This window comes from Mycobacterium sp. URHB0021 (assembly GCF_054057895.1).
The window spans coordinates 2,472,835-2,494,770 of the sequence record NZ_JBSRZT010000002.1 but is presented as its reverse complement, the minus strand read 5'-3'; the positions used below and the strand labels follow the sequence as shown (position 1 = coordinate 2,494,770).

Below are 21,936 nucleotides of genomic sequence, written 5' to 3'. Positions count from 1 at the left end.
AGTATATTCGAAACGCATGACGGTCGCCACCGAGCGCGTACCCACCTCCGGCATTCGGCAAAGCCTGCCCGGACTGCTGTCGCTGGCGTTGGCGTCCTGCCTTGCGGTCACGACCGAGATGTTGCCAGTCGGGCTGCTGCCGGATATCGGCGCGGCGTTCGCGGTGCCCGATTCCGTCACCGGGCTGCTGTTCGGTCTGTATGCGGTGATGGTCGCGGCGCTCGCCGTTCCGCTGACCGTCCTCACCACCCGATTCGCCCGGAAGCCGCTGCTGCTGACCACCGTGGCCGGCTACGCCGTGAGCAACGCGCTGGTCGCCACGGCGCCGGTATTCGCGGTCGTCGCGGCGGGACGGACCGTCGGTGGGGTGACGCACGCACTGTTCTTCTCACTGGTGATCGGATACGCCCCGCGACTGGTGTCGCGGGGCCACGTCGGCCGCGCGCTCGCGCTCGCCGGCAGTGGCGGCTCCGCGGGCTTGGTTCTCGGTGTGCCGCTGTTGACGACGCTGGGTACCGCCGCCGGATGGCGCATGTCGTTTGCGGTGCTGGCCGCGCTGTCGGTGCTCACCTTCGTACTCGTGGCCAGGCTGCTCCCCCGGGTGCACCACGAACCGGCGTCATGCGGCTCCCGGCAGCGCGGCCGCGGTCCACTCGTCGCGGTGGCGACATCGAATATGTTGGTGTTTCTCGGACAGTTCACCGTCTACACGTTCATCAGCCTGGTGCTGTTGACAAGTGGAGTGAGTCCGGCGTTCCTCGGGCCGATCCTGCTCGCGTGCGGTGCCTGTGGGCTTCTCGGCCTGTGGTATGCGGGGCGAGGTCTCGACCGGAAGCCGAGGCGAACCGCGGTGGCCATCGTGGGCGTGGCCATGGGTGGGGTCGTGGTACTCGGCAGCACGTGGCCGACGCTGGTAACGGTGCTGATCGCCACCGCGGTGTGGAGTGCAGCGTTCGGGGGTGCGCCGTCCATCTACCAGACGTGCGCTGTGCGCACGCACGTGATGCCGCCGGAACGGGCCGGGGCGTGGATCAACGCCACTGCGAATGTCGGCATCGCGGGTGGCGCCGCCATCGGCGCGGGTCTGCTCGAAACAGCGGGGCTCTCGACCCTGCCGTGGGTCGGCGCCCTGCTGATCGGGCTCGGCCTGGTCGTGATCATGCTGTCACCCCGGGCTTTTCCGGTAGGTCTGCCGCGCGCGTGATCAGCCGGCCGCGTTGGGTTTCAGTGGCGGACAGCGGCCCTGTGCATCGGCGGCCAACTCGAAATGCCAGATCTCGTTGGCGTAGATCTGACACAGGCCGAACTGGGGTCCGTTGCGGATCAGCCAGTTGTCAGCGTCGACGGGCGCGATGTCGACCGCCTGGCCGGACACGTGCTTGGACGCATCCGGCGAGGCGACGAACTGATCGGCGGCGGCGACGCTTCCGTATCGCGCGACGGCGTCGTCGAACAGCCGTTGCTGGAATCCTCTTGTCCGCCAACCGGAGTTGACGCGCATGTCGATATTTGCTGTGGAGGCCGCGCGGGCGGCGTCCTGCACCGCGGTCAACAGGGCGGGATCGAGCAGACCCACGACGGGATTTTTCACATCGAACGGGCTGAGCGTCACACCGTCCGGGAGCCATCCGCCGACCGAGTCGGTGGCCGCCGGCCCGATCGTCATATCCGCCGGCGACGACGGCGGCGGCGCCAGTGTGTCGGTGGTGGCCGCCGGCCGCACCGACACCGCGTGGGGCGCACCGCACGCAGACAGCACCAGCGCCAGCAGGACGGCCCCGGCGCACCACTTCTGCACGGTCAGTCTTTCGGGGCCAGGATGCAGAACTCGTTCCCCTCCGGATCGGCCAGCACCACCCAGCTTTGGTGGCCCTGGCCGATGTCGACATGCCGTGCACCCAAACCGACCGCCCGCTCCACCTCGGCCTGCTGATCGTCGGGACGGAAGTCGAAGTGGATGCGGTTCTTGACCACCTTGTCGTCGGGGACGGCGATGAACAGCCAGTTGGGTCCCGCGCCCGGCGGGGCGTGCAGGACGACATCCCCGTCCTCGTCGACGTCCTGCGACCAGCCGAGCATCCTGGACCACCAAGCGCCGAGCGAGGTGGCGTCATGGGCGTCGATGCAGATCTCATCGAACTTCAGAGCCATCCCGTCAACTCCTTCTTGAGGACCTTGCCCAGGGCGTTGCGCGGTAGGCTGTCGACCAACCGAACCTCCCGCGGCCGCTTGTGTGCCGAAAGTTGCTGCGCGACAAATTCGATCAAGGCCTCCGGTTCGGCGTCACCCACGATGAATGCAATGATGCGCTGACCGAGGTCGTCGTCGGGCACTCCGATGACCGCCACTTCCTGGACACCGGGGTGTCCGAGCAGCGCGGTTTCCACTTCCCCCGCACCGACCCGGAATCCGCCCGTCTTGATCAGGTCGACCGACTCGCGACCGACGATGCGGTGCATGCCGCCACCGTCGATCACGGCGACATCACCGGTGCGGTACCAGCCGTCACTGCTCAGCACTTCGGCGGTGGCGCCGGGACGGTTCAGGTAGCCGTCAAAGAGGGTCGCGCCTCGAACCTCAAGCCGGCCAATGGTTTCGCCGTCGTGGGAAACGTCGGCGCCATTCTCGTCCACCAGTCGGGTCTCGATTTCCATCAGCGGCAGCCCCACCCACCCCGGTCTGCGCTCGCCGTCGACGCGGGTGCTGATGGTGATCAGCGATTCGGTGGCGCCGTACCGCTCCACCGGCGGGTGCCCGGTCGCCTGGGCGAGGCGCTCGAACAGCGGCACCGGCAGGGGCGCGCTGCCCGAAACCAGGAGCCGCGCCGGGGCCAGCGCGCGGGCCGCGTCACCGTCGTCGACGACCCGCGACCACACCGTGGGCACCCCGAAGTAGAGCGTGCCACCCGCCGCTGCATATGCCGCCGGCGACGGTCTTCCGGTGTGCACGAAACGATTTCCGATCCGCAGCGATCCGAGCAACCCGAGCACCAGGCCGTGCACGTGGTACAGCGGAAGGCCGTGAACCAGGGTGTCCTCGGGCGTCCACTGCCAGGCCTCGGCGAGCATGTCGAGGTCGGCGGCGATGGCTGCACGGCTGACCACCACCCCCTTGGGGGGACCGGTGGTGCCCGATGTGTACATGATCAGCGCGGTGGCCTCGGGCGGCGGCTCGGCGTAGCGGTGCCAGGAACGCGCATGCCGCCGCACCGGGATGTGCGGCAGTCCGTCGGTCTCTTCCGGCGCGTCACCCAGCCACGCCTGGGCCCCGGAGTCGGTGAGGATATGTCTGCGCTCGGCGACCCCGACGTCGGCGGGGACGGGGACGATGGGCACGCCTGCGATCAACCCGCCGGTGATCGCCAGCACCGTCGCGGACGTCGGCCTGGCCAGCACCGCCACCGGCCCCGCGCCGGCGACCCGCTCCGCCACCGAGGTCGCGGCGCCGACCAGGTCACTGCGGCTCAGGACGTCCTCGCCAATGCGCACCGCGTCGCCGACATCGGCACCACCGGCGACGGCTGCGGGGTTCAGCGAGGTCAGCAGCACGTGATGAGGTTACCGGCCGTGCCATCCCCCTGGGCTGCAGACTGGGCAATACTGGGGCGGTGGAACCCATCCAGACCCTCACGACGCGCGAGGTGTACCGGAACAGCTGGATAACGGTGCGTGAGGACGACATCCGCCGCCCGGACGGAACGCACGGCATCTACGCCGTCGTCGACAAGCCGACATATGCGCTGGTCGTCCCGCGCATCATCGACGAAGACGGTGACCGATTCCATCTGGTCGAGCAGTACCGCTACCCCCTCGGGCTGCGACGCTGGGAGTTCCCGCAGGGCACCGCGCCCGAGATGGCGCACCTCGAGCGCCATGAGCTGGCCGCTCGTGAACTCCGCGAGGAAACCGGCCTGCGCGCCGACTCGATGTCGGTGCTGGGCCAGCTCGACGTGGCGCCCGGCATGAGCAGCCAGCGCGGGTGGGTGTTCTTAGCCACCGGCATCACCGAGGGTGAGCACGAACGCGAGCACGAGGAACAGGACATGCGCAGCGAGTGGTTCAGCCGCGCCCAAATCGTCGGCATGATCCGCGACGGACAGATCACCGACGCCCAGTCGATCGCGGCCTGGGCGCTGCTGCTGATCTCCGAGCGTTAGTCGAATACCCGTCGAGCGGCCGACCCGCTCCCACGCGGCCAGTTCCGCCTTCGCGTCCTCCAGGGCGCGGCGATCCCGTTGACGGCATCCTCACCGAGCGCGAGTCGCAGCGGCGGCCGATCGGAGTCGAGCGCCTGCAGGGCCGCGGCCGCGGCCGGATCGCCGGGCTGCCTGCCGTCGTCACCGGGCATGCCGGTGCGCAGCGGTTCGGTCTTGTACCCGCGCCGCCCGTGCCGTGCACTCGTATCGCGCCGATGAAATGCGTCCGCCGGACCGGTCTAACCAGGCATGAAGGTCACAAATCAGAAGAACCTCGCCGGATACGGGCTGGCCCCGATCGCCTGGGAGGGTGTCGAGCAGGCGCTGGCCAGCGATGTCACGCAGGCGCCCCACACCGGTGGACCGAATCGGCACACCTCATGGCTGACCACCATCAACCCGGACGGCGCACCGCATGTGACTCCCATCGGTGTCATTCAGATCAATGGGATGTGGTACTTCACGTCCGGACCGGGAACCCGCAAGTCGCGCAATTTGGCCGAGAACCCGCGGTGCACCGTCAGCGTCGCGACGCATCCGTTCGATCTGGTCGTCGAAGGCAGCGCGGCGCGTGTCACCGACAGCGCCGAACTACACGCTGTCGCAGACAAGTTCAACCACGCCGGCTGGCCGGCCCTGGTGGACGGCGACGCGCTGACGGCGGAGTACAGCGCGCCGTCGGCCGGTCCTCCGCCGTGGCATGCCTACCGGCGCGACACGGTACGACGTCCGATGACCGACGAAGTGATGATCCGCGAGCTCGTCACCGGCTGGGCGAGGGCCGTGCACACGGGTGACCTGAACGGCGTACTGGCCAACCATGATTCGGACATCGTGATGTTCGACGTGCCGCCGCCCTTCGACGGGGTCCGCGGCATCGACGCGTACCGGGACAGCTGGCCGCCGTTCTTCGAATGGCAGCGACAGGGCGCCGAGTTCGAGATCGTGGAGCTCGACGTGACGGTGGGCGAAGACGTCGCGTTCGCCTACGCACTGCTCAAATGTGGCACAGCGGAGGAGCTGGAAGCCAATCCGGCAAACCGCCTCCGGATCACCATCGGCCTTCGTAAACAGGCTTCAGGCTGGACTGTTACCCACGAACACCATTCGTTTCCCATAACTGTTGCAAACCCGTAATCCAACGGAGCCTTGTCGCTCACGCTTTTGAGGGTACGGCCGAATAGTCTGACATTTCCAGTCCGCGAGCAAAGGAAATGCCATGCCCACCCGTCCGATCTGGAGTGCGCTGTCGACAGCGAGTTGCGTTGCGGCGGCCTGCATTTCGGTCTCGGCCGCCGCCGAGGCGGCGGGACCGGCGTGGAACGGGCGGTACTCCGTGGTGACCTATGCGTCTCAGAAGACCGGCAGCAGCGGGGCAGCCCGCCAACCCGAGTCCGACTTCAGCGCCCAGTTCGACTTCGTGACGGACTGTTCGAGTGGACGGTGTATCGCCACCGCCAACGGCCCGGCGCCCAGTAACCCCACCATCCCGCGACCTGCGCAGTACGGCTGGGACGGCTCCCGCTGGCTGTCGGTGTACACCTGGCAGTGGGAGTGCTACCGCGGCGAAACGCTGCCAAGGGAATACGCCCCGGCGCGGTCGCAGGTGTTCTACGCCCCCAGCGACGGGTCATTGTTCGGGACGTGGCAGACGGAGATTCTCAGCGGAGCCTGCCGCGGCACCGTCGTGATGCCCGTCGTGGCCTATCCGGGCTGACGCGTCGGATCAGTGTCTGCGCTCGGCCAGAGCGCGCAGGAAGAACGTCAGGTTGGCCGGACGCTCCGCCAGTCGCCGCACGAAATAGCCGTACCACTGCGTCCCGAACGGCACGTAGACGCGGACGTGGTTGCCCGCGTCAGCCAGCCGCCGCTGTTCGTTGTCGCGGATGCCGTAGAGCATCTGGTACTCGAAATCCTCGACGCTGCGGCTGGCCTGGCGTGCCATCGCGGGCACCGCCTCGATGATCTCGGGATCATGGGAGGCCACCATCGGATATCCCGTGCCAGTCATCAGCACCCGCAGGCAGCGTAGATACGAATCGGTGACGTCGTCGCGATCGCGGAAAGCCACCGATGCCGGCTCGTCGTAGGCGCCCTTGCACAACCGGATCCGTGCGCCGGACGCCGCGAATTCCTCACAGTCGCCGTGGGTGCGCCGCAGATACGCCTGCAGAACCGTGCCGAGCCAGTCGAAGTCGGCACGGAGATCGCGGACGATCGACAGTGTCGAGTCGGTCATCGTGTGGTCTTCGGCGTCGACCGTCACCCAGACACCGAGCTTTTGTGCGCGTTCACAGATGGTGTGGGCGTTCTCGAGCGCGATCTTCTCGCCGTCGCGGGGCAGCGACTGCCCGAGCGCGGACAGCTTCAGCGAGACCTCCAGCGGCCGCACCTTGCCCGACTGCTCGTCGCGACTGCCGAGCGCGTCGAGAAGGCCGAGGTAGGCATCGACGGTGGCGTGCGCCGTGTCGATGTCGGTGACATCCTCGCCGAGGTAGTCGATGGACACCAGACGACCCGAATGCCGCAACTGCTCAACGGAATTCAGGGCATCGGCAACCGTCTCCCCCGGTACGAACCGGTGCACGACCTCGCGGGTGACCGGCAGCCGCTCCGCGGTGCGCCGCAGGCCGTCGCGGCGGCTCGCGGCCATGATCGCCGGACGGGCCACCCGGTGGAACGCGCGGTGAGCGCTCGCGCGAAGAGCCGACGACACAGCGTCGATCATCACTGCTCCATGTGGGGGTAGTTGTGGTCGGTCGCCGGCACGAAGGTTTCCTTGATCGACCGGGCCGAAGTCCACCGCAGCAGGTTCAGCGCCGAACCGGCCTTGTCGTTGGTGCCCGATGCCCGGGAGCCGCCGAACGGCTGCTGCCCGACCACGGCTCCGGTGGGCTTGTCGTTGACGTAGAAGTTGCCCGCGGCGTGCCGTAACCGCTGTTCGGCCTTGAGCACCGCCGACCGGTCGTCGGCGATCACCGCACCCGTCAGCGCGTACTTCGCACCAGTGTCGACGACGTCGAGGATGCGGTCGTAGTCCTCGTCGCGATACACGTGGACCGACAGGATCGGACCGAAGTACTCCGTGCAGAACGCCTCATCCGTCGGGTCGTCGGACAGCAGCACCGTCGGTCTGACGAAATACCCTTCGCTGTCGTCGTATTCGCCGCCGACCGCGACGGTGACGTTGGCCGCGCTCTTGGCGCGCTCGATGGCCTTGACGTTCTTGGCGAATGACCGGTCGTCGATCAATGCGCCACCGTAGTTGGTCAGATCGGTGACGTCGCCGAAGCGCAGCGCCTCGGTGGCGCCGAGCAAGTCATCACCCATCTGCTGCCACACCGATCGCGGGATGAAGGCCCGCGACGCCGCCGAGCACTTCTGGCCCTGGTAGTCGAACGCACCGCGAATCAACGCGGTACGCAACACGTCAGGGCGCGCCGAGCTATGGGCGAGCACGAAATCCTTACCACCGGTCTCGCCCACCAGCCGCGGATACGTCTGGTAGCGGTCGATATTGGCGCCGACCTCCCGCCAGAGGTGCTGGAAGGTGGCCGTGGATCCGGTGAAGTGGATGCCGGCCAGGCGTGGATCCGCCAGCGCCACATCGGAAACCGCGATTCCGTCGCCGGTGACCAGGTTGATCACACCCGGCGGCAGGCCTGCGGCCTCCAGCAGCTGCATGGTCAGGTAGGCGGCGAAGGTCTGCGTCGGCGACGGCTTCCAGACCACGGTGTTGCCCATCAGGGCGGGCGCGCTGGGCAGGTTGCCCGCGATGGCGGTGAAGTTGAACGGCGTGATGGCGTAGACGAAACCTTCCAGCGGCCGGTAATCGGTGCGGTTCCACACCCCGCGCGAGCTGATCGGCTGCTGGGCCAGCAGCTGGCGGGCGAAGGCGACGTTGAAGCGCCAGAAGTCGATCAGCTCGCACGCCGAGTCGATCTCGGCCTGGTACGCGGTCTTGGACTGGCCGAGCATGGTGGCCGCGGCCACTTTCGCCCGCCACGGGCCCGCCATCAGGTCGGCGGCGCGCAGGAAGACCGCCGCGCGTTCGTCGAACGGGGTGGCCTCCCAGTCCGCCTTGGCGGCGATCGCGGCGTCGACGGCGGCGGTGGCATCGGCGTGCTCGGCGTTGGACAGGGTGCCCAGCCGCGCGGCGTGGCGGTGCGGTTGGACCACGTCGATGCGTTCACCGCCGCCCATCCGGTGGTGGCCCCCGATCACATGCGGCAGGTCGATGGGGTTGTTGCCAAGGGCCTCGAGGGCGTCGATGAGCCGGGTGCGTTCAACCGATCCAGGTGCGTAGTCTCCGACCGGCTCGTTGACCGGCAAGGGAACCTCGGTGATGGCGTCCATGCTGCAAGGATGCCCTCTTCGGGGGCGCACAACCCATATCTGATCGGACAACGGAATCGGGCGTCTATAGTCGAATCGGACAAAAGGAGCGTCGATGGCCGAGCCGGCGACGGGGCTGGGACTCGGCCAGTTGCTGCTCGCCCTGGACCGGACGATGGTGACGCTGGTCGATGCGCCGCGCGGACTGGACATGCCGGTGGGGTCGGTCGCGCTGGTCGACGCCGACGACGTGCGGTTGGGCCTGGCGGTGGGGCCGGGTTCAGCGGATCTGTTCTTCCTGCTCGGAGTGTCCGACGACGATGCCGTGCGGTGGATCGAGCAGCAGGTCGCGGGCCAGCACAGCAAGCTGCCCGCCGCGATCTTCGTCAAGGAACCGACTGCCGCCGCGGTGAAACGGGCCGTGGCGCTGGGCACTGCCGTGGTGGCGGTCGAGCCCCGGGCGCGTTGGGAGCTGCTCTACAAACTCGTCAACCACGCCTTCGAGCACCACGGCGACCGCGGTGATCCGCTGTCCGCCTCCGGTACCGATCTCTTCGGACTCGCGCAGTCCATCGCCGACCGCACCCACGGCATGATCAGCATCGAGGACGCGGACTCCCACATGTTGGCGTACTCGGCGTCCAGCGACGAGGCCGACGAACTGCGCCGGCTGACCATCCTGGGGCGCGCCGGACCGCCCGAGCATCTGGAGTGGATCGGCCAGTGGGGCATCTTCGACGCGTTGCGTGCCGGCGGCGAGGTGGTTCGCGTCGCCGAGCGGCCCGAGCTGGGTCTGCGGCCACGGCTGGCCGCGGGCATCCACCTGCCAGCCACCGATGCGCGCCGCCGGCCAGGCTTCGCGGGGACGATCTGGCTGCAGCAGGGCTCGGCGCCGCTGGCCGACGACGTCGAGGACGTGCTTCGTGGCGGGGCGGTGCTGGCGGCGCGGATCATGTCGCGGCTCGCGGCGGCCCCCTCGACGCACACCGTCCGGGTGCAGGAACTGCTGGGGCTGGCGGCGGCTTCCGGGACGGGTCCCGATGACGCCGACGTGGGTGTGATCGCGCGTGAGCTCGGGATCGCCGCCGACGGGCGGGCGGCGCTGATCGGGTTCCAGGGCTCCGACATCCCCGTTCCCGCTGATGTGATCGCCTTGAGCGCCGGCGCCTTTCGTGCCGACGCCCAGATCGCATCGACCGGTGAGCGGGTGTACGTGCTACTGCCCAAGATCGGCGCCCCGTCCTCGGTGAGCTCGTGGGTGCGCGGTGTGGTCGCGGCCCTGCGCCGCGAGCTCGGGCTGACGCTGCGGGCGGTGATCGCGGCGCCGCTGGCCGGGCTGGGAGCGGCCGCCGGGGCCAGGTCGGAGGTGGACCGCGTGTTCGACAGCGCCGAACGCCACCCTGGCGCCATCGGACAGGTGACGTCGCTGGACGAGGCGCGCACCACCGTGCTGCTCGACGAGATCGTTTCGCAGGTGGCCCAGCGGCCGCGCCTCGTCGACCCGCGGGTTCGGCAACTGCGCGAACAGGATCCGATGCTGGCGGAGACGTTGCAGATTTATCTCGACGGCTTCGGCGACATCGCTGCGGTGGCGCAGCGGCTGCATGTTCATCCGAACACGGTGCGCTACCGCGTCCGCCGCATCGAGAAGCTGCTCTCCACCTCGCTGGACGACCCCGATGACCGCCTGGTGCTGGCGTTGGGGCTGCGGGCGACCGAGGCGCTCAGCGAGCCGCCGGGTGCCGCAGGTGCGCCCGCGCGCTGATTTCGTCCTCATCGAGGAACGTCATCATCGGCACATCCGGTGAGCACAGCATGAACACCACGAACTTGCTCTCGATATCGGTGCGCAGGTTCGCCGCCTGATAGTGCACTACCTCAAAACCCGGCTCCCAGAACGCTTCTCCGGCCTTGACCGGATACGGCTCGTCACCTTCGAGTTCGAAGAGGATCTCACCCTCGAGCACGAAGCCGAACACCGGACCGGAATGACGATGGGGACCCGAGCCGGGATCACCGGGCGGGATCGTGACGGTGGCGACCATCGTGCACGAGCCGGCCGCGATCGCGGGTGTCTGGTGCAACAGCACATCGAGTGTGTTGGTTGGCGAAGACCCGATCGGCATACGTCAACGTTAGGGCGTAGCGCCCGGAGTCGGCGGTCCATTTTCGGCCCGCCCGCATGGGCCAATCGGGCTATGCCGTAAGCCGTTGCACGGCAGCCGATATCCGCTCGTCGGTCGCCGTCAGCGCGACACGTACGTGATGCGATCCGCGGGGTCCGTAGAACTCGCCCGGCGCGACCAGGATACCCAGCTGCGCCAGCCACGCCAGCGTGTCACGACCGGGTTCGTTCCGCGTCGCCCAGAGATACAGGCCCGCCTCGGAGTCATCCACCCTCAGCCCCGCCGACTGCAGGGCCGGCAGCAGCACGGCGCGTCGTGCCGCATACCGCTCCCGCTGCTCGCGTTCGTGGGCATCGTCGTCGAGCGCGGCCACCATCGCGGCCTGCACCGGCGTCGGAACCATCATCCCGGCGTGCTTGCGCACCGCGAGCAACTCCGCGACGACGGCGGGATCGCCCGCGACGAAGCCGGCCCGGTACCCGGCCAGCGACGACGTCTTCGACAACGAGTGCACGGCCAGCAGGCCGGTGTGGTCACCGCCGCTCACCGCCGGATGCAGCACCGAAAGCGGGTCGGCATCCCAGCTGAGGCCGAGGTAGCACTCGTCGGATGCGATCAGCGCACCCCGTTCTCGGGCCCAGCTGACCACCTTGCGCAGGTGCTCGACGCCGAGCACCTTGCCGGTCGGGTTGCTCGGCGAGTTGAGAAAGACCAGCGCGGGCGATCGCGGCCCGAGTTGCGTCAAGGAGTCCGCCCGCGCCACCTGTGCACCGGCCAATCGAGCGCCGACTTCGTAGGTGGGGTAGGCCAATTCGGGCACCACGATGAGATCGTCGGGGCCGAGACCGAGCAGCGTCGGCAACCATGCGATGAGTTCCTTGGTGCCGATCACCGGCAGCACCGCGTCCGCCGGCACGCCTGCGATGCCGTAGCGGCGGTCCAGGGCCGACGCCGCCGACGCCCGCAGTTCCTGCGTGCCCGCGGTGGTGGGATAACCCGGTGCCGAACTGGCCGCGGCCAGCGCCTCGCGGATTATCCGCGCGACCGGATCGACCGGTGTGCCGACCGACAGGTCGACGATGCCGTCCGGGTGCGCGCGGGCCAGCGCAGTCTCGTCGGCCAGGGTGTCCCAGGGGAACACCGGCAACGACGCCGCCGGCGTCCTTCGGGTCGCTCCGCTGCGCTCCGCGGACGTGAGCCTACCGAGCTGTTGGCGAGGCGTTATCAGTCCTCACCTTGAGGCGGCAGGTCCTTGACTACCTGCGGATCGTTGTCGGTCTGACCCACCTTGGAGGCGCCGCCCGGCGAGCCCAGCTCAGCGAAGAAGTCCGCGTTGATCTGGGTGTATCCGTTCCACTGGTCGGGCACATCGTCTTCGTAGTAGATGGCCTCGACCGGGCAGACCGGTTCGCAGGCGCCGCAGTCCACGCACTCGTCCGGGTGGATGTACAGCATGCGTGCGCCCTCGTAGATGCAGTCGACCGGGCACTCCTCGATACATGCCTTGTCCTTGATGTCGACGCAGGGTTCGGCAATCGTGTACGTCACTGAGTACTCCTCAAGTCCTCTCGTACCTGACCAGTGGGGCTGTTCGGTCTTAGGTAGGGCCCGCTAATTCGCTGCAAGTATCCGTTGCCGATACTTGCACGCCGGTCTCAGTGTGCCCTAACTCGCGCGTCGCCCGATTAAGGGTCGCGCACGGTTACTGATACTAGACGTAGCAGATACAAATTGCCTACACAGACACCCTATGCGCGGAGTTTTAGTGCAACAAGTTGCATATGGACCACCTCGGGTCCTACGCTGCGGCGGTGGCCCTAACCCACGCGATCCTGGTATCGCTGTGCGAACAATCCGGCTCGGGTTACGAGCTGGCCCGCCGGTTCGACCGGTCGATCGGCTACTTCTGGGCGGCCACCCATCAGCAGATCTACCGCACCCTGCGCGCGATGGAGGACGACAGCTGGGTGCACGCCACACCCGTCGTCCAGCACGGCAGACCGGACAAGAAGGTGTACGCCGTCTCCGTGGCGGGCCGCGCCGAACTCGCCCGCTGGATCGCCGAACCCCTCTCCGGTCGCGGCAGTTCGGTTGCCGACAACCGCACCCGTGACCTGGCGGTGAAGGTTCGCGGCGCCGCCTACGGCGACGTCGCCGCGGTGCACACCCAGGCCGTGGCGCTGCGCGCCGAACGTGCCGAGTTACTCGACACGTACCGGGGTCTCGAGAAGCGCCAATTCCCCGACCCCGGCGTGCTCACCGGCAGCGTGCTGCACCAGTGCCTGGTGCTGCGCGGCGGCGTCCTCGCCGAAGAGAGCGCGGTCGAATGGCTCGACGAGGTCACGGCAGCCCTGCCGGCGGCGCCATGACGGATCCCTATCCGAACCTGTTGTCGCCGTTGTGATCTTGGATTCACCACCTTGCGCAACCGCGTCATCATGGGATCGATGCACACCGGGCTGGAGGATCGGGCTCGCGATACCGCAAAGCTGGCCGACTGTTTCGCCGAACGCGCGCGCGGCGGTGTGAGCCTGATCATCACGGGCGGGTACGCGCCGATCCGGACAGGCCGGCTCCTGCCGTTCGCCGCGCAGATGGCGTCCTCCACGGACGCCCGGCGGCATCGCCGCATCACCAATGCCGTACACGAGGCCGGCGGCAAGATCCTGTTACAGATCCTGCACGCCGGACGCTATGCCTACCACCCGTTCTCGGTCAGCGCGTCGGCCATCAAGGCGCCGATCAACCCGTTCCGGCCGCGCAAGCTGTCGTCGCACGGGGTGAACCGCACCGTCGACGACTTCGCCCGCTGCGCCGCGCTGGCCCGCGAGGCCGGATATGACGGCGTCGAGATCATGGGCAGCGAAGGCTATCTGCTCAATCAGTTCCTGGCGCCCCGTACCAACAAGCGCACCGACGCCTGGGGCGGTACACCGGCGAAACGGCGCCGGATGCCGGTCGAGATCGTCCGCCGAATCAGGGCAGCCGTCGGTGACAACTTCATCGTGTGCTACCGGATGTCGATGGCCGACTGCGTCGAGAACGGCCAGAGCTGGGACGAAATCACCGCCCTGGCAACCGAAGTGCAGGCAGCGGGAGCCACCATCATCAATACCGGCATCGGCTGGCACGAGGCACGCGTCCCGACCATCGTCACGTCGGTGCCCAACCGCGTGTTCGTCGACATCAGCGATGCGGTGTCCGAGCATGTGCGGATTCCGGTGATGGCCTCCAACCGGATCAACATGCCGCAGGCCGCCGAGCAGATCCTGGCCGAGACGGGTGTGCAATTGATCTCGATGGCCCGCCCGCTACTGTCCGACCCCGAATGGGTGCGCAAGGCGCAGGCAGACGCCGCCGACGAGATCAACACGTGCATCGCGTGCAATCTGGCCTGCCTGGATCATGCGTTCGTGCACAAGACGGTGACGTGCCTGTTGAATCCGCGCGCCGGCCACGAGACGACGCTCGTGCTCGGGCCCACGCGCGCGGTGAAACGGGTGGCCGTCGTCCGCGCCGGACCCGCGGGCCTGGCCACCGCCGTCACGGCAGCGCAACGGGGCCACCGCGTCACGCTGTTCGAGGCGGGCGAGACGATCGGTGGTCAATTCGATCTGGCCCGAAGGATTCCCGGCAAAGGAGGAGTTCCGCGAGGCGATCCGCTACTACACCACGATGCTCGACAGGCATGGTGTCGAGATCCGACTGCACTCCCGCGCCGGCATCGAGGAACTCTCGGGGTTCGACGAGGTGGTTCTGGCGACCGGCGTGGTGCCGCGGATTCCCGACATCGCCGGGATCGACCACCCGATGGTGCGGTCATACGCCGAAGCCATCTCGGGCCGACCGGTCGGCGAGACCGTCGCAGTCGTCGGCGCGGGCGGGATCGGGTTCGACGTGAGCGCCTTCCTCGTGGCCACGCCGGCGGAGCGGGCAGACGACCACAGAAAGCCGTCAATCATTCTCGAGGCCTGGAAGGCGGAATGGGGCGCCGCGGATCCGCGAGAGGTACGCGGCGCATTGATCGCACCGGCTCCGGCGCCGGCCGCACAAGCGGTGTACCTGCTACAGCGCACGAAGGGGCCGCAAGGCACGCGGTTGGGCAAGACATCGGGCTGGGTGCACCGTGCGTCGCTGAAAGCCAAGGGTGTCCAACAGTTGTCCGGCGTGAATTACGAACGCATCGATGACGACGGACTGCGCATCAGCTTCGGTCACGATCATTGCGGGCGGCGGGTCCTCGCGGTCGACAACGTGGTGATCTGTGCAGGGCAAAATTCCGTGCGCGATCTCGAGGAGGGACTGCGCCGTCGCGGTCTGCACCCCCATGTCATCGGCGGCGCGGCGCGGGCCGCCGAACTCGATGCCAAGCGGGCGATCCGGCAAGGCACCGAGCTGGCGGCCCGGCTTTAGGACTGCGTCAGGCTTGCTTGATCGCCTCGATCTGCAGCGTGATGGTGACCTTCTCGCCGACGACAACGCCACCGGTCTCCAGCGGGATGTCGGCGTCGATCCCGAAATCTTTGCGGTTCAACACAACCGAGGCCTCGAACCCGGCGACCTCGCCGTGGCCCATCCCGGGATTGACCCCGTTGAACTCCAGCGCCAGACTGACGGGCTTGGTGATACCCCGCAGCGTGAACTCACCGTCGACAACGTAGTCGTCGCCGTCGGCCCGCACGCCCGTGGACCGGAACGTCGCGGTCGGATGCGTCTCGGCCTCGAAGTAGTCGGCCGACTTGACGTGCGCGTCGCGCTGCTCATTGCCGGTGTTGATCGAGTCGACGGCGATATCGGCGGTGACCGATGGCGTGCCGTCCTCCGCAACCACGATCGCGCCGCTGAACTGATCGAAGGTGCCTCGCACCTTGCTCACCATCAGGTGTCGCACGGAAAAGGCGATCGATGAGTGAACGGGATCGATCGCCCAAGTTCCGGTGCTGAGCTGGGTGGTGGCTGTGGTCATCACGGTGTCCTTATCACTCGGAGCGTCGGCCTCCCCGACGCCTCATCGAGCCAAAACGGACTCTGGTCCGGATCTATTCCTGAAGCCAAAAGAAAAAGGTGAAGCCACTGCGCAAAATCGCCAAAAACGCAGTGGCTTCACCACTACGTCTAACGCTCGACGACTCGAAACTAGTCGGTCCTGCCCCAGACGGCTTCCGAGCCGGCGTCACCGATTCGGACCACAGCGACGATCGTGGACGCGCCCACAACCAGCGCAAGAACCGCGACCACCACTTTGGCCGCCGTCTTCGGTGCGTCGGATCTGCCGGTCAGCCAGTGCAGCACGACCAATGCGAGCGCCACCACCAGCAGGCCGACCGAGAAGTAGATCATCCACTGGCCGCGCTCGGCGTGCGTCTGCAGGATGGCGGGTGGTTTGGCCTGCTGGTCGTAGAGCCACTGCCCGGCCTGAATGGTCAACGGTGTCAGCGCCAGGGTCACCGCGGCGAACGCGAGCACCAGCCACACGAGTCGTCGGCGGGCGGCCGGCCACAGCGCGCACAGCATTTCGAGCAATGCGGTCAACGGTGCCAGCACCACGATCGCGTGAACCAGCAACGCGTGTGCGGGAATACCGGTGATCGTGGTCATGGGCGCTCCTGGCTGTGTTGGCGCGTGGACCCAGATCGGACGGACGGGAAATTCGCTGACACCAGATGCTACGCGCCGCAGCCGTCGTGAGCGTGCGCAAAGTGTCGCCGGTCAGCGGCGTGTCGGCCGCCGACACGCTACCCCTTGCCGGGGGAGGTGCCCCCAGCTCGCGAAGGCGGAGTGGTCAGGCGGCGAGTGGGGTGTAGGTGGTGGAGCGTTGGCGCGCGGGGCGGCCGATGCCCGCGGCGATCTCCACCAGTTCGGCCACAGTCTTGGCCGAGCCGAACTCCGAGCCGGCCATCCGCGAGATGGTCTCCTCCATCAGCGTGCCGCCCAGATCGTTGGCGCCACCGTTGAGCATCACCTGGGTGCGTTCGACGCCGAGCTTGACCCAGCTGGTCTGGATGTTGGAGATCCTGCCGTGCAACATGATTCGGGCCAGGGCATGCACCGCCCGGTTGTCGCGGTGGGTCGGGCCCGGCCTGGCGCCACCGGCCAGGTACAGCGGGCTGCTCTGGTGCACGAACGGCAGCGGCACGAACTCGGTGAATCCCCCGGTCCGGTCCTGGATCTCCCGCAGAACCCGCAGGTGACCGACCCAATGATGCGGCTGATCGACGTGGCCGTACATCATCGTCGAGCTCGAGCGCAGCCCGACCTCGTGTGCGGTGCTGATCACCTCGATCCACATCGACGTGGGCAGCTTGCCCTTCGTCAACACCCAGCGGACCTCGTCGTCGAGGATCTCGGCGGCGGTGCCGGGAATCGAGCCCAGCCCGGCTTCGCGCAGCGCGGTGAGCCAGTCGCGGATCGACGTCCCGCTGCGGGTGGCACCGTTGGCGATCTCCATCGGCGAAAACGCGTGAACGTGCATCGACGGCACCCGGGCCTTGACCGCGCGCACCAGATCGGCGTACCCCGTCACCGCCAGCTCCGGGTCGATACCGCCCTGCATGCACACCTCGGTCGCCCCAGCCACGTGCGCCTGCCAGGCCCGCTCGGCGACCTCCTCGGTCGACAGCGAGTACGCATCGGCGTCGCCCTTGCGCTGCGCGAACGCACAGAACCGGCAGCCGGTGTAGCAGATGTTGGTGAAGTTGATGTTGCGGTTGACGACGAACGTCACGTCATCGCCGACGGTGTCGCGGCGCAGCGAATCCGCCAGCGCGCCAACCGCATCCAACGCCGGGCCGTCGGCAGTGGCCAGGGCCAGATACTCGTCGTCGGTGCAGCCCGCGGGATCACGCTCAGCCGAGCGCAGCGCCGCCAACACATCGGTGTCGATGCGCTCGGGCGCCCGGGCGGCCAGCTCCCCCACCTTCTCCCGGATGGACTCCCAATCCCCGAACGCGCTGCCCAGATCGCTGCGGGTTTCGGTGAGCCGGCCCTGGGAATCGATCGCCTCGTTCAAATCGGTGCGGCCCAAGGATTGCCACGCCTCGTCGGGCTCCTGCCACGGCAGGCCCACCGGATTGACCTCACGCGCCCAGCCGGTATCCGGGTCGGCCAGCGCATCGACGTGCCCACGCACCCGCGGGTCGATCCACGCCGCACCGGCCTGCACATACTGTGGCTGCGCGGTCAGCCGCTGCACCAGGTCATAACCGGCCTGCGTGGTGACCGCCGACAATTCCTCCAGCGCCGGCCACGGCCGCTCGGGATTGACGTGATCCGGGGTCAGCGGCGACACCCCGCCCCAATCGTCGACACCCGCGCCGATCAACGCCAGACATTCGGCCCGCGACACCAGGTTCGGCGGAGCCTGGATGCGCATCTTGGGCCCCATCACCAGCCGGGTGACGGCAATCGTCGCCAGGAAGTCATCGATACCCGCATCGGGCACCGCGGCCATCGCCGTGTGATCCTTGGCCCGGAAATTCTGCACGATGACTTCCTGGACGTGCCCGAACTCCTTGTGCAACCGGCGAATCGCATGGATGGTCTGCGCGCGCTCGGTCACGTTCTCCCCGATGCCGACCAGCAGCCCCGTGGTGAACGGAATCGACAACCGGCCCGCATCGGCCAGGGTGCGCAGCCGAACCTCGGGATCCTTGTCGGGGCTGCCGTAATGCGCCAGCCCCTTGGTCTCGAACAGCCGCCGCGACGTGGTCTCCAGCATCATGCCCATCGACGGCGCCACCGGCTTGAGCCGCGACAGCTCCGACCAGCTCATCACGCCGGGATTCAGATGCGGCAGCAGACCGGTCTCCTCCAGCACCCGGATCGCCATCGCCCGCACGTAGTCCAAGGTGGAGTCATAACCCCGCTCATCCAGCCACTGCCGCGCTTCCTCCCAGCGCGCCTCCGGCCGGTCGCCCAGGGTGAACAACGCTTCCTTACAACCCAACTCGGCCCCGCGACCAGCCACCTCGAGGATCTCGTCGGGCTCCATATACACGCCCCGACCCGCCGCGCGCAGCCGACCCGGAACAGTCACAAACGTGCAGTAATGGCAGTTGTCGCGGCACAGGTGAGTGACCGGAATGAACACCTTCCGCGAATAACTCACCGGCAACCGCCCGGCGGCGCCGCGGCGCCCCACCGACTCCAGTCCCGCGTCCCGCACCCGCGCCGCACTCGCACACAGATCGGCAAGATCGTCCCCGCGCGCGACCATCGCGATCGCGGCCTCATCGACATTCAATGCCACCCCATCACGAGCCCGCCGCAACACCCGCCGCAACGCGGCAGGCGGCAGTGCATCGGACTTTGGTGGGACCACCGGGCTGGGCAGATCGGCGCCGCGCTGGGGGTTCAGAGCCACTCCCCTGTAACCCCGGCGTAGTCGAAAATCATCCGCATGTCTCACATTCTGAAAACATTGCGCCTGGCATATCGGCCACAGTAGTCCCGCCGCCCGACCCACTGTGCGCCACGTCCTCGATCGGTTGCTCAATGTCGACCTGCTCGCATCGCCCACGCGTAAGTTCACTGACTATCCGGAGAACCACAGGCTCGAGGAGGCTTCTCATGGGTAGTTTCGTTCGCTCGTATTTGACGATCGGCGTGGCGACGGTGACCGCCGCGACCATCGCATTCGTCCCGTCAGTCAAGGAGCCCGCCGCCGTCGCATCGGATCCGCAAGTGGTTCAGGTCGCATCACCGCCGATCAAGCTCGCTGCGCTGGTTCAGCCGTCGGTGACGGCGACCAATCTGCCCGACCTCGTCTTCGAATGGCTGCAACGGGTCACGGTGCCGCCGAGCGCAGGCGCGGCCTTCCCCACACCTCAGCTTCCGCCGGTGGTGGTGGGAAATTCGGTAAGCAGCGTCATCAAGAACACCTACAACGCCGTCGAGCCGTGGGTGCAGTGGGGGTTCGAAGTTGCGGCTTATGCGGTCGGGTGGGTCCCGTACGTCGGCTGGCTGGCACCGCAGATCAATATCTTCTACAACTTCGGCGAACAGATCGTCCGCAGCATCACCTTCAACGTCGCCGATTGGATCGGCGGGCAAATCAGCTTCGTCCAGGGCCTGTCGAACGTCGGCGTGGATACGGTCAATGCCTTCATCTACCTGGCCAATGCGCAACTGGCGTTCTGGCTTCCCCCGCTTCCGCCCATCCCGCCGATCCGACCCTTCGCCGCCGTGGACAGTGCCAGCACCCTCGGCTCGCCGATCGAGGCCCTGTCGGCCGTGGGGCCGGTCGACGGTACGGAAATGAAGCAGGACCCGGGTCTCGCCCATGTCGAGGCCGATGTCGAGGAGGGCGACCAGGCTGTCCCCGTCGATGGCGACCAGACCGTCGTCAACGCGGAAGACCTCGGCGCCGGCACGGAAGATGTCACGATCACCACCGAAGACGTCAAGACCGAGACGGAAGCACTCACACCGGCCGAAATCGTGCCTGCCGAGTCCACCCCGTCCGTGGAGAACGTCGAGCCGGCGGCTGCAGGGAACGAAGTCCAGGGGACGCCTCCGTCCGCCAAGCCGGTGACAACGCCGGCGACAGAGAAGACACCCAAGTCACCGCCAGCCGAACCGGTCCGCGCCCATGATCGAACGGGCAATCAGACACACGAGCGCGGCACACCGGGCGACACGACCGCGGATCCGGGTGCCTCCTCACCACAGAAGCACGACAGGGTCGACAGGCCTCTTCGGGGCGAAAGACCGGACACCGTGAAGCGCTCCGGTGAGAAGGCCGGCCATGACGACGCATCGAATGACTCCGCACCGAAGCGGACGACGACGGGCGCAGGCCGGGAGTAAGGGTCAACCGGCTGGGTGCGTGTGCCGCCACAGCACCCAGGCCGGTGGCAGCGTACCCACCGCAATCAGGACGAACGGTGCGTACTCGGTGATGCCGACGCCACCGAAGACGATGTCGTCTCCGGGGCCGCCCAACGTCAGGCCGGCCACGGTCAACAACCAACCCCACAGCGGGAGGGCGGCAAGCCGTGGCGAGGACGTCCATTGCAGCGCCGCCCACACCAGCGCCGCGTTGATCAGCCCACTGAGCAGCGCGCTGATCGGAAACGGAACCGAGCCGATTCGCAGCGGCAGAAAGAACGCCGCCGCGACGGCCGACAACACCCCGTCGATGGCGAGGAAAGTGAGGACGACGGGGCGAAGCGGTGTCGGCTCGAGGTCGGCTGTCAGGTCGGGATGCTGTCGAGCAGTGCGACCAGCGAGCCGATCACCCACTGGAAGTTGTCGGCACGGTCCTGCTGATGCTGCAAGTTGGGATCCAGATCCGGGTCCATCGCCATCCCTTCCGCCACGCGCGCCGATTGAGCCGGAGCTTACCCCGTGCTGCATTCGCTAACCGAGGTTCACACCGGCGAGCAAGTCGCTCTCCCGGCCGCGATCGTCGCGGTCACCTGGGTGTCCGGCGGCGAGGATGTAGTACTCCGCCGCACCGATCGGCAAGGCCATGTTGTTGGACAGCGCGCACGCTCGGTCATCGGGCGCCAGCATGATCTGGGTGGCGTGCGCACGTAGCGCGGCCACCTTTGCCGGCAGCTGATCCGTGGCGTCGATGACCGCGTCGATCTCATCGTCGGGATAGCCGAAGGACAGGTCGTCGATCGCCACGCGCCGCCAGCCCGCCGGTATGTCGTCGATGGCCTGCAGCCCGGCCGCCATCGCCGATTTCGAGGTCACCGCCCAGTAGAGCTTGGGCACGCTCCAGGGATCGCCGGGAAACTCGGTTCCCGCCGACGCGGCGACGGCGGCGGTCGTCACCTCGTGCGCGTGGATGTGGTCGGGATGTCCGTACCCGCCGTCGGGGTCGTAAGTGACGACAACGTGCGGACGCAGATCGCGGATGATGGCCACCAGGGCGCCCACCGCCTCGCGGGGGTCGGCATCGATGAACCTCTGCCGGTGCCGCGGCGGCGAGCCCTTCATCCCCGAATCACGCCACCGGCCGGCACCGCCCAGGAAAATGGGGCCGTCGACTCCGAGGGCAGCCAGCGAGTGGGTCAGTTCTGCGATGCGGAACCCGCCGAGCTGGTCGGCCTGATCGACGGCCAGCTGGGCCCAACGGTCGCCGATCACTTCGCCTTCCTCGCCGAGCGTGCAGGTGACGACCTGCACCTGCGCGCCCTGGGCTGCGTAATGCGCGATCGTCCCGCCGGTGGTGAGGGTCTCGTCGTCGGGGTGCGCGTGCACGAAGAGAAGGCGTGGAGTCTGCATTCGTATCAGCTTGCCCTGTGATCGCCAGACGAACACACGCACCGT

21 protein-coding genes and 2 pseudogenes are annotated in these 21,936 nt (G+C 67.7%); 9 read left to right on the top strand and 14 right to left on the bottom strand.

Going from position 1 to position 21,936, the window contains the following annotated elements:
* Nucleotides 1-16: 16 nt before the first annotated feature.
* Nucleotides 17-1,204, top strand: coding sequence for an MFS transporter (locus ACVWWN_RS14560; RefSeq protein WP_457144532.1), 1,188 nt, complete (start codon nt 17-19; stop codon nt 1,202-1,204).
* Here ACVWWN_RS14560 and ACVWWN_RS14555 read toward each other — a convergent pair whose 3' ends face one another.
* From ACVWWN_RS14555 to ACVWWN_RS14545, 3 genes are read right to left on the bottom strand one after another with little or no spacing between them, the layout of a single operon-like run.
* Nucleotides 1,205-1,798 (bottom strand): M15 family metallopeptidase, encoded by a 594-nt coding sequence (locus tag ACVWWN_RS14555; RefSeq protein WP_457144531.1) that lies wholly within the window; start codon nt 1,796-1,798, stop codon nt 1,205-1,207.
* 2 nt (nt 1,799-1,800) lie between these two features.
* Entirely contained in the window at nt 1,801-2,151 is a 351-nt protein-coding gene (locus ACVWWN_RS14550) for a VOC family protein (RefSeq protein ID WP_457144530.1), read from the bottom strand.
* Entirely contained in the window at nt 2,142-3,548 is a 1,407-nt protein-coding gene (locus ACVWWN_RS14545) for an acyl-CoA synthetase (protein WP_457144529.1), read from the bottom strand. Before ACVWWN_RS14545 ends, ACVWWN_RS14550 begins: the two co-directional genes overlap by 10 nt.
* Nucleotides 3,549-3,607: 59 nt before the next feature.
* On the opposite strand from ACVWWN_RS14545, the gene ACVWWN_RS14540 reads away from it, so the two are divergent.
* Nucleotides 3,608-4,156: an NUDIX domain-containing protein gene (locus ACVWWN_RS14540; RefSeq protein ID WP_457144528.1), complete on the top strand. Its 549-nt coding sequence runs from the start codon at nt 3,608-3,610 to the stop codon at nt 4,154-4,156.
* Here ACVWWN_RS14540 and ACVWWN_RS14535 read toward each other — a convergent pair.
* Nucleotides 4,153-4,347 carry a hypothetical protein gene (locus ACVWWN_RS14535; RefSeq protein ID WP_457144527.1) on the bottom strand — a complete coding sequence of 65 codons (195 nt, stop codon included), beginning with the start codon at nt 4,345-4,347 and terminating at the stop codon, nt 4,153-4,155. The two genes, ACVWWN_RS14540 and ACVWWN_RS14535, sit on opposite strands and share 4 nt — an antisense overlap.
* 97 nt (nt 4,348-4,444) lie before the next feature.
* Here ACVWWN_RS14535 and ACVWWN_RS14530 point away from each other — a divergent pair.
* The 3 genes and pseudogenes from ACVWWN_RS14530 to ACVWWN_RS14520 form a co-directional block, all read left to right on the top strand.
* Nucleotides 4,445-4,789 (top strand): annotated as a pseudogene (locus tag ACVWWN_RS14530) (pyridoxamine 5'-phosphate oxidase family protein); the annotation flags it as partial.
* Nucleotides 4,790-4,927: 138 nt separating this feature from the next.
* Nucleotides 4,928-5,332, top strand: a complete 405-nt coding sequence (locus tag ACVWWN_RS14525) for a YybH family protein (protein WP_457149130.1) — start codon at nt 4,928-4,930, stop codon at nt 5,330-5,332.
* 82 nt (nt 5,333-5,414) lie between these two features.
* On the top strand, nt 5,415-5,912 hold the full coding sequence (locus ACVWWN_RS14520; RefSeq protein WP_457144526.1) for an Rv2253 family sensor-like surface protein: 498 nt from the start codon (nt 5,415-5,417) through the stop codon (nt 5,910-5,912).
* Nucleotides 5,913-5,921: 9 nt separating this feature from the next.
* Here the strand turns inward: ACVWWN_RS14520 and ACVWWN_RS14515 are convergent, their stop codons facing one another.
* Together ACVWWN_RS14515 and pruA are read right to left on the bottom strand one after the other, a co-directional pair.
* On the bottom strand, nt 5,922-6,923 hold the full coding sequence (locus ACVWWN_RS14515; protein ID WP_457144525.1) for a proline dehydrogenase family protein: 1,002 nt from the start codon (nt 6,921-6,923) through the stop codon (nt 5,922-5,924).
* Entirely contained in the window at nt 6,923-8,551 is a 1,629-nt protein-coding gene (pruA, locus tag ACVWWN_RS14510; RefSeq protein WP_457144524.1) for an L-glutamate gamma-semialdehyde dehydrogenase, read from the bottom strand. The genes ACVWWN_RS14515 and pruA overlap by 1 nt, the downstream gene beginning before the upstream one ends.
* Nucleotides 8,552-8,645: 94 nt before the next feature.
* On the opposite strand from pruA, the gene ACVWWN_RS14505 reads away from it, so the two are divergent.
* Complete coding sequence (locus ACVWWN_RS14505) at nt 8,646-10,295, top strand: PucR family transcriptional regulator (RefSeq protein WP_457144523.1); 1,650 nt, start codon at nt 8,646-8,648, stop codon at nt 10,293-10,295.
* Here ACVWWN_RS14505 and ACVWWN_RS14500 read toward each other — a convergent pair.
* The 3 genes from ACVWWN_RS14500 to fdxA form a co-directional block, all read right to left on the bottom strand.
* Nucleotides 10,255-10,656 carry a cupin domain-containing protein gene (locus ACVWWN_RS14500; protein ID WP_457144522.1) on the bottom strand — a complete coding sequence of 134 codons (402 nt, stop codon included), beginning with the start codon at nt 10,654-10,656 and terminating at the stop codon, nt 10,255-10,257. The genes ACVWWN_RS14505 and ACVWWN_RS14500 overlap by 41 nt on opposite strands.
* A gap of 70 nt (nt 10,657-10,726) precedes the next feature.
* Complete coding sequence (gene dapC / locus ACVWWN_RS14495) at nt 10,727-11,803, bottom strand: succinyldiaminopimelate transaminase (RefSeq protein ID WP_457144521.1); 1,077 nt, start codon at nt 11,801-11,803, stop codon at nt 10,727-10,729.
* 77 nt (nt 11,804-11,880) lie between these two features.
* Nucleotides 11,881-12,204 carry a ferredoxin gene (gene fdxA, locus ACVWWN_RS14490; protein ID WP_457144520.1) on the bottom strand — a complete coding sequence of 108 codons (324 nt, stop codon included), beginning with the start codon at nt 12,202-12,204 and terminating at the stop codon, nt 11,881-11,883.
* Nucleotides 12,205-12,467: 263 nt separating this feature from the next.
* On the opposite strand from fdxA, the gene ACVWWN_RS14485 reads away from it, so the two are divergent.
* Both ACVWWN_RS14485 and ACVWWN_RS14480 read left to right on the top strand, forming a co-directional pair.
* On the top strand, nt 12,468-13,025 hold the full coding sequence (locus ACVWWN_RS14485) for a PadR family transcriptional regulator (protein WP_457144519.1): 558 nt from the start codon (nt 12,468-12,470) through the stop codon (nt 13,023-13,025).
* A pseudogene (locus tag ACVWWN_RS14480) lies at nt 13,022-15,069 on the top strand (oxidoreductase). The gene ACVWWN_RS14485 and the pseudogene ACVWWN_RS14480 overlap by 4 nt, the downstream one beginning before the upstream one ends.
* A gap of 7 nt (nt 15,070-15,076) precedes the next feature.
* Here ACVWWN_RS14480 and ACVWWN_RS14475 read toward each other — a convergent pair.
* From ACVWWN_RS14475 to ACVWWN_RS14465, 3 genes are all read right to left on the bottom strand, one after another.
* A complete protein-coding gene (locus ACVWWN_RS14475; protein WP_457144518.1) occupies nt 15,077-15,622 on the bottom strand; it encodes a YceI family protein in 546 nt (181 codons plus the stop codon).
* 170 nt (nt 15,623-15,792) lie between these two features.
* A complete protein-coding gene (locus tag ACVWWN_RS14470) occupies nt 15,793-16,254 on the bottom strand; it encodes a DUF2231 domain-containing protein (RefSeq protein ID WP_457144517.1) in 462 nt (153 codons plus the stop codon).
* A 184-nt stretch (nt 16,255-16,438) separates the two neighbouring features.
* Complete coding sequence (locus ACVWWN_RS14465) at nt 16,439-19,018, bottom strand: bifunctional FO biosynthesis protein CofGH (RefSeq protein ID WP_457144516.1); 2,580 nt, start codon at nt 19,016-19,018, stop codon at nt 16,439-16,441.
* 206 nt (nt 19,019-19,224) lie between these two features.
* Between ACVWWN_RS14465 and ACVWWN_RS14460 the strand changes: the two genes are divergently transcribed.
* Nucleotides 19,225-20,463, top strand: coding sequence for a hypothetical protein (locus ACVWWN_RS14460; protein WP_457144515.1), 1,239 nt, complete (start codon nt 19,225-19,227; stop codon nt 20,461-20,463).
* Between the two features lie 3 nt (nt 20,464-20,466).
* Here the strand turns inward: ACVWWN_RS14460 and ACVWWN_RS14455 are convergent, their stop codons facing one another.
* Nucleotides 20,467-20,898: a hypothetical protein gene (locus ACVWWN_RS14455; protein ID WP_457144514.1), complete on the bottom strand. Its 432-nt coding sequence runs from the start codon at nt 20,896-20,898 to the stop codon at nt 20,467-20,469.
* 117 nt (nt 20,899-21,015) lie between these two features.
* Entirely contained in the window at nt 21,016-21,891 is an 876-nt protein-coding gene (gene mshB, locus ACVWWN_RS14450; RefSeq protein ID WP_457144513.1) for an N-acetyl-1-D-myo-inositol-2-amino-2-deoxy-alpha-D-glucopyranoside deacetylase, read from the bottom strand.
* Between the last annotated feature and the right edge of the window lie 45 nt (nt 21,892-21,936).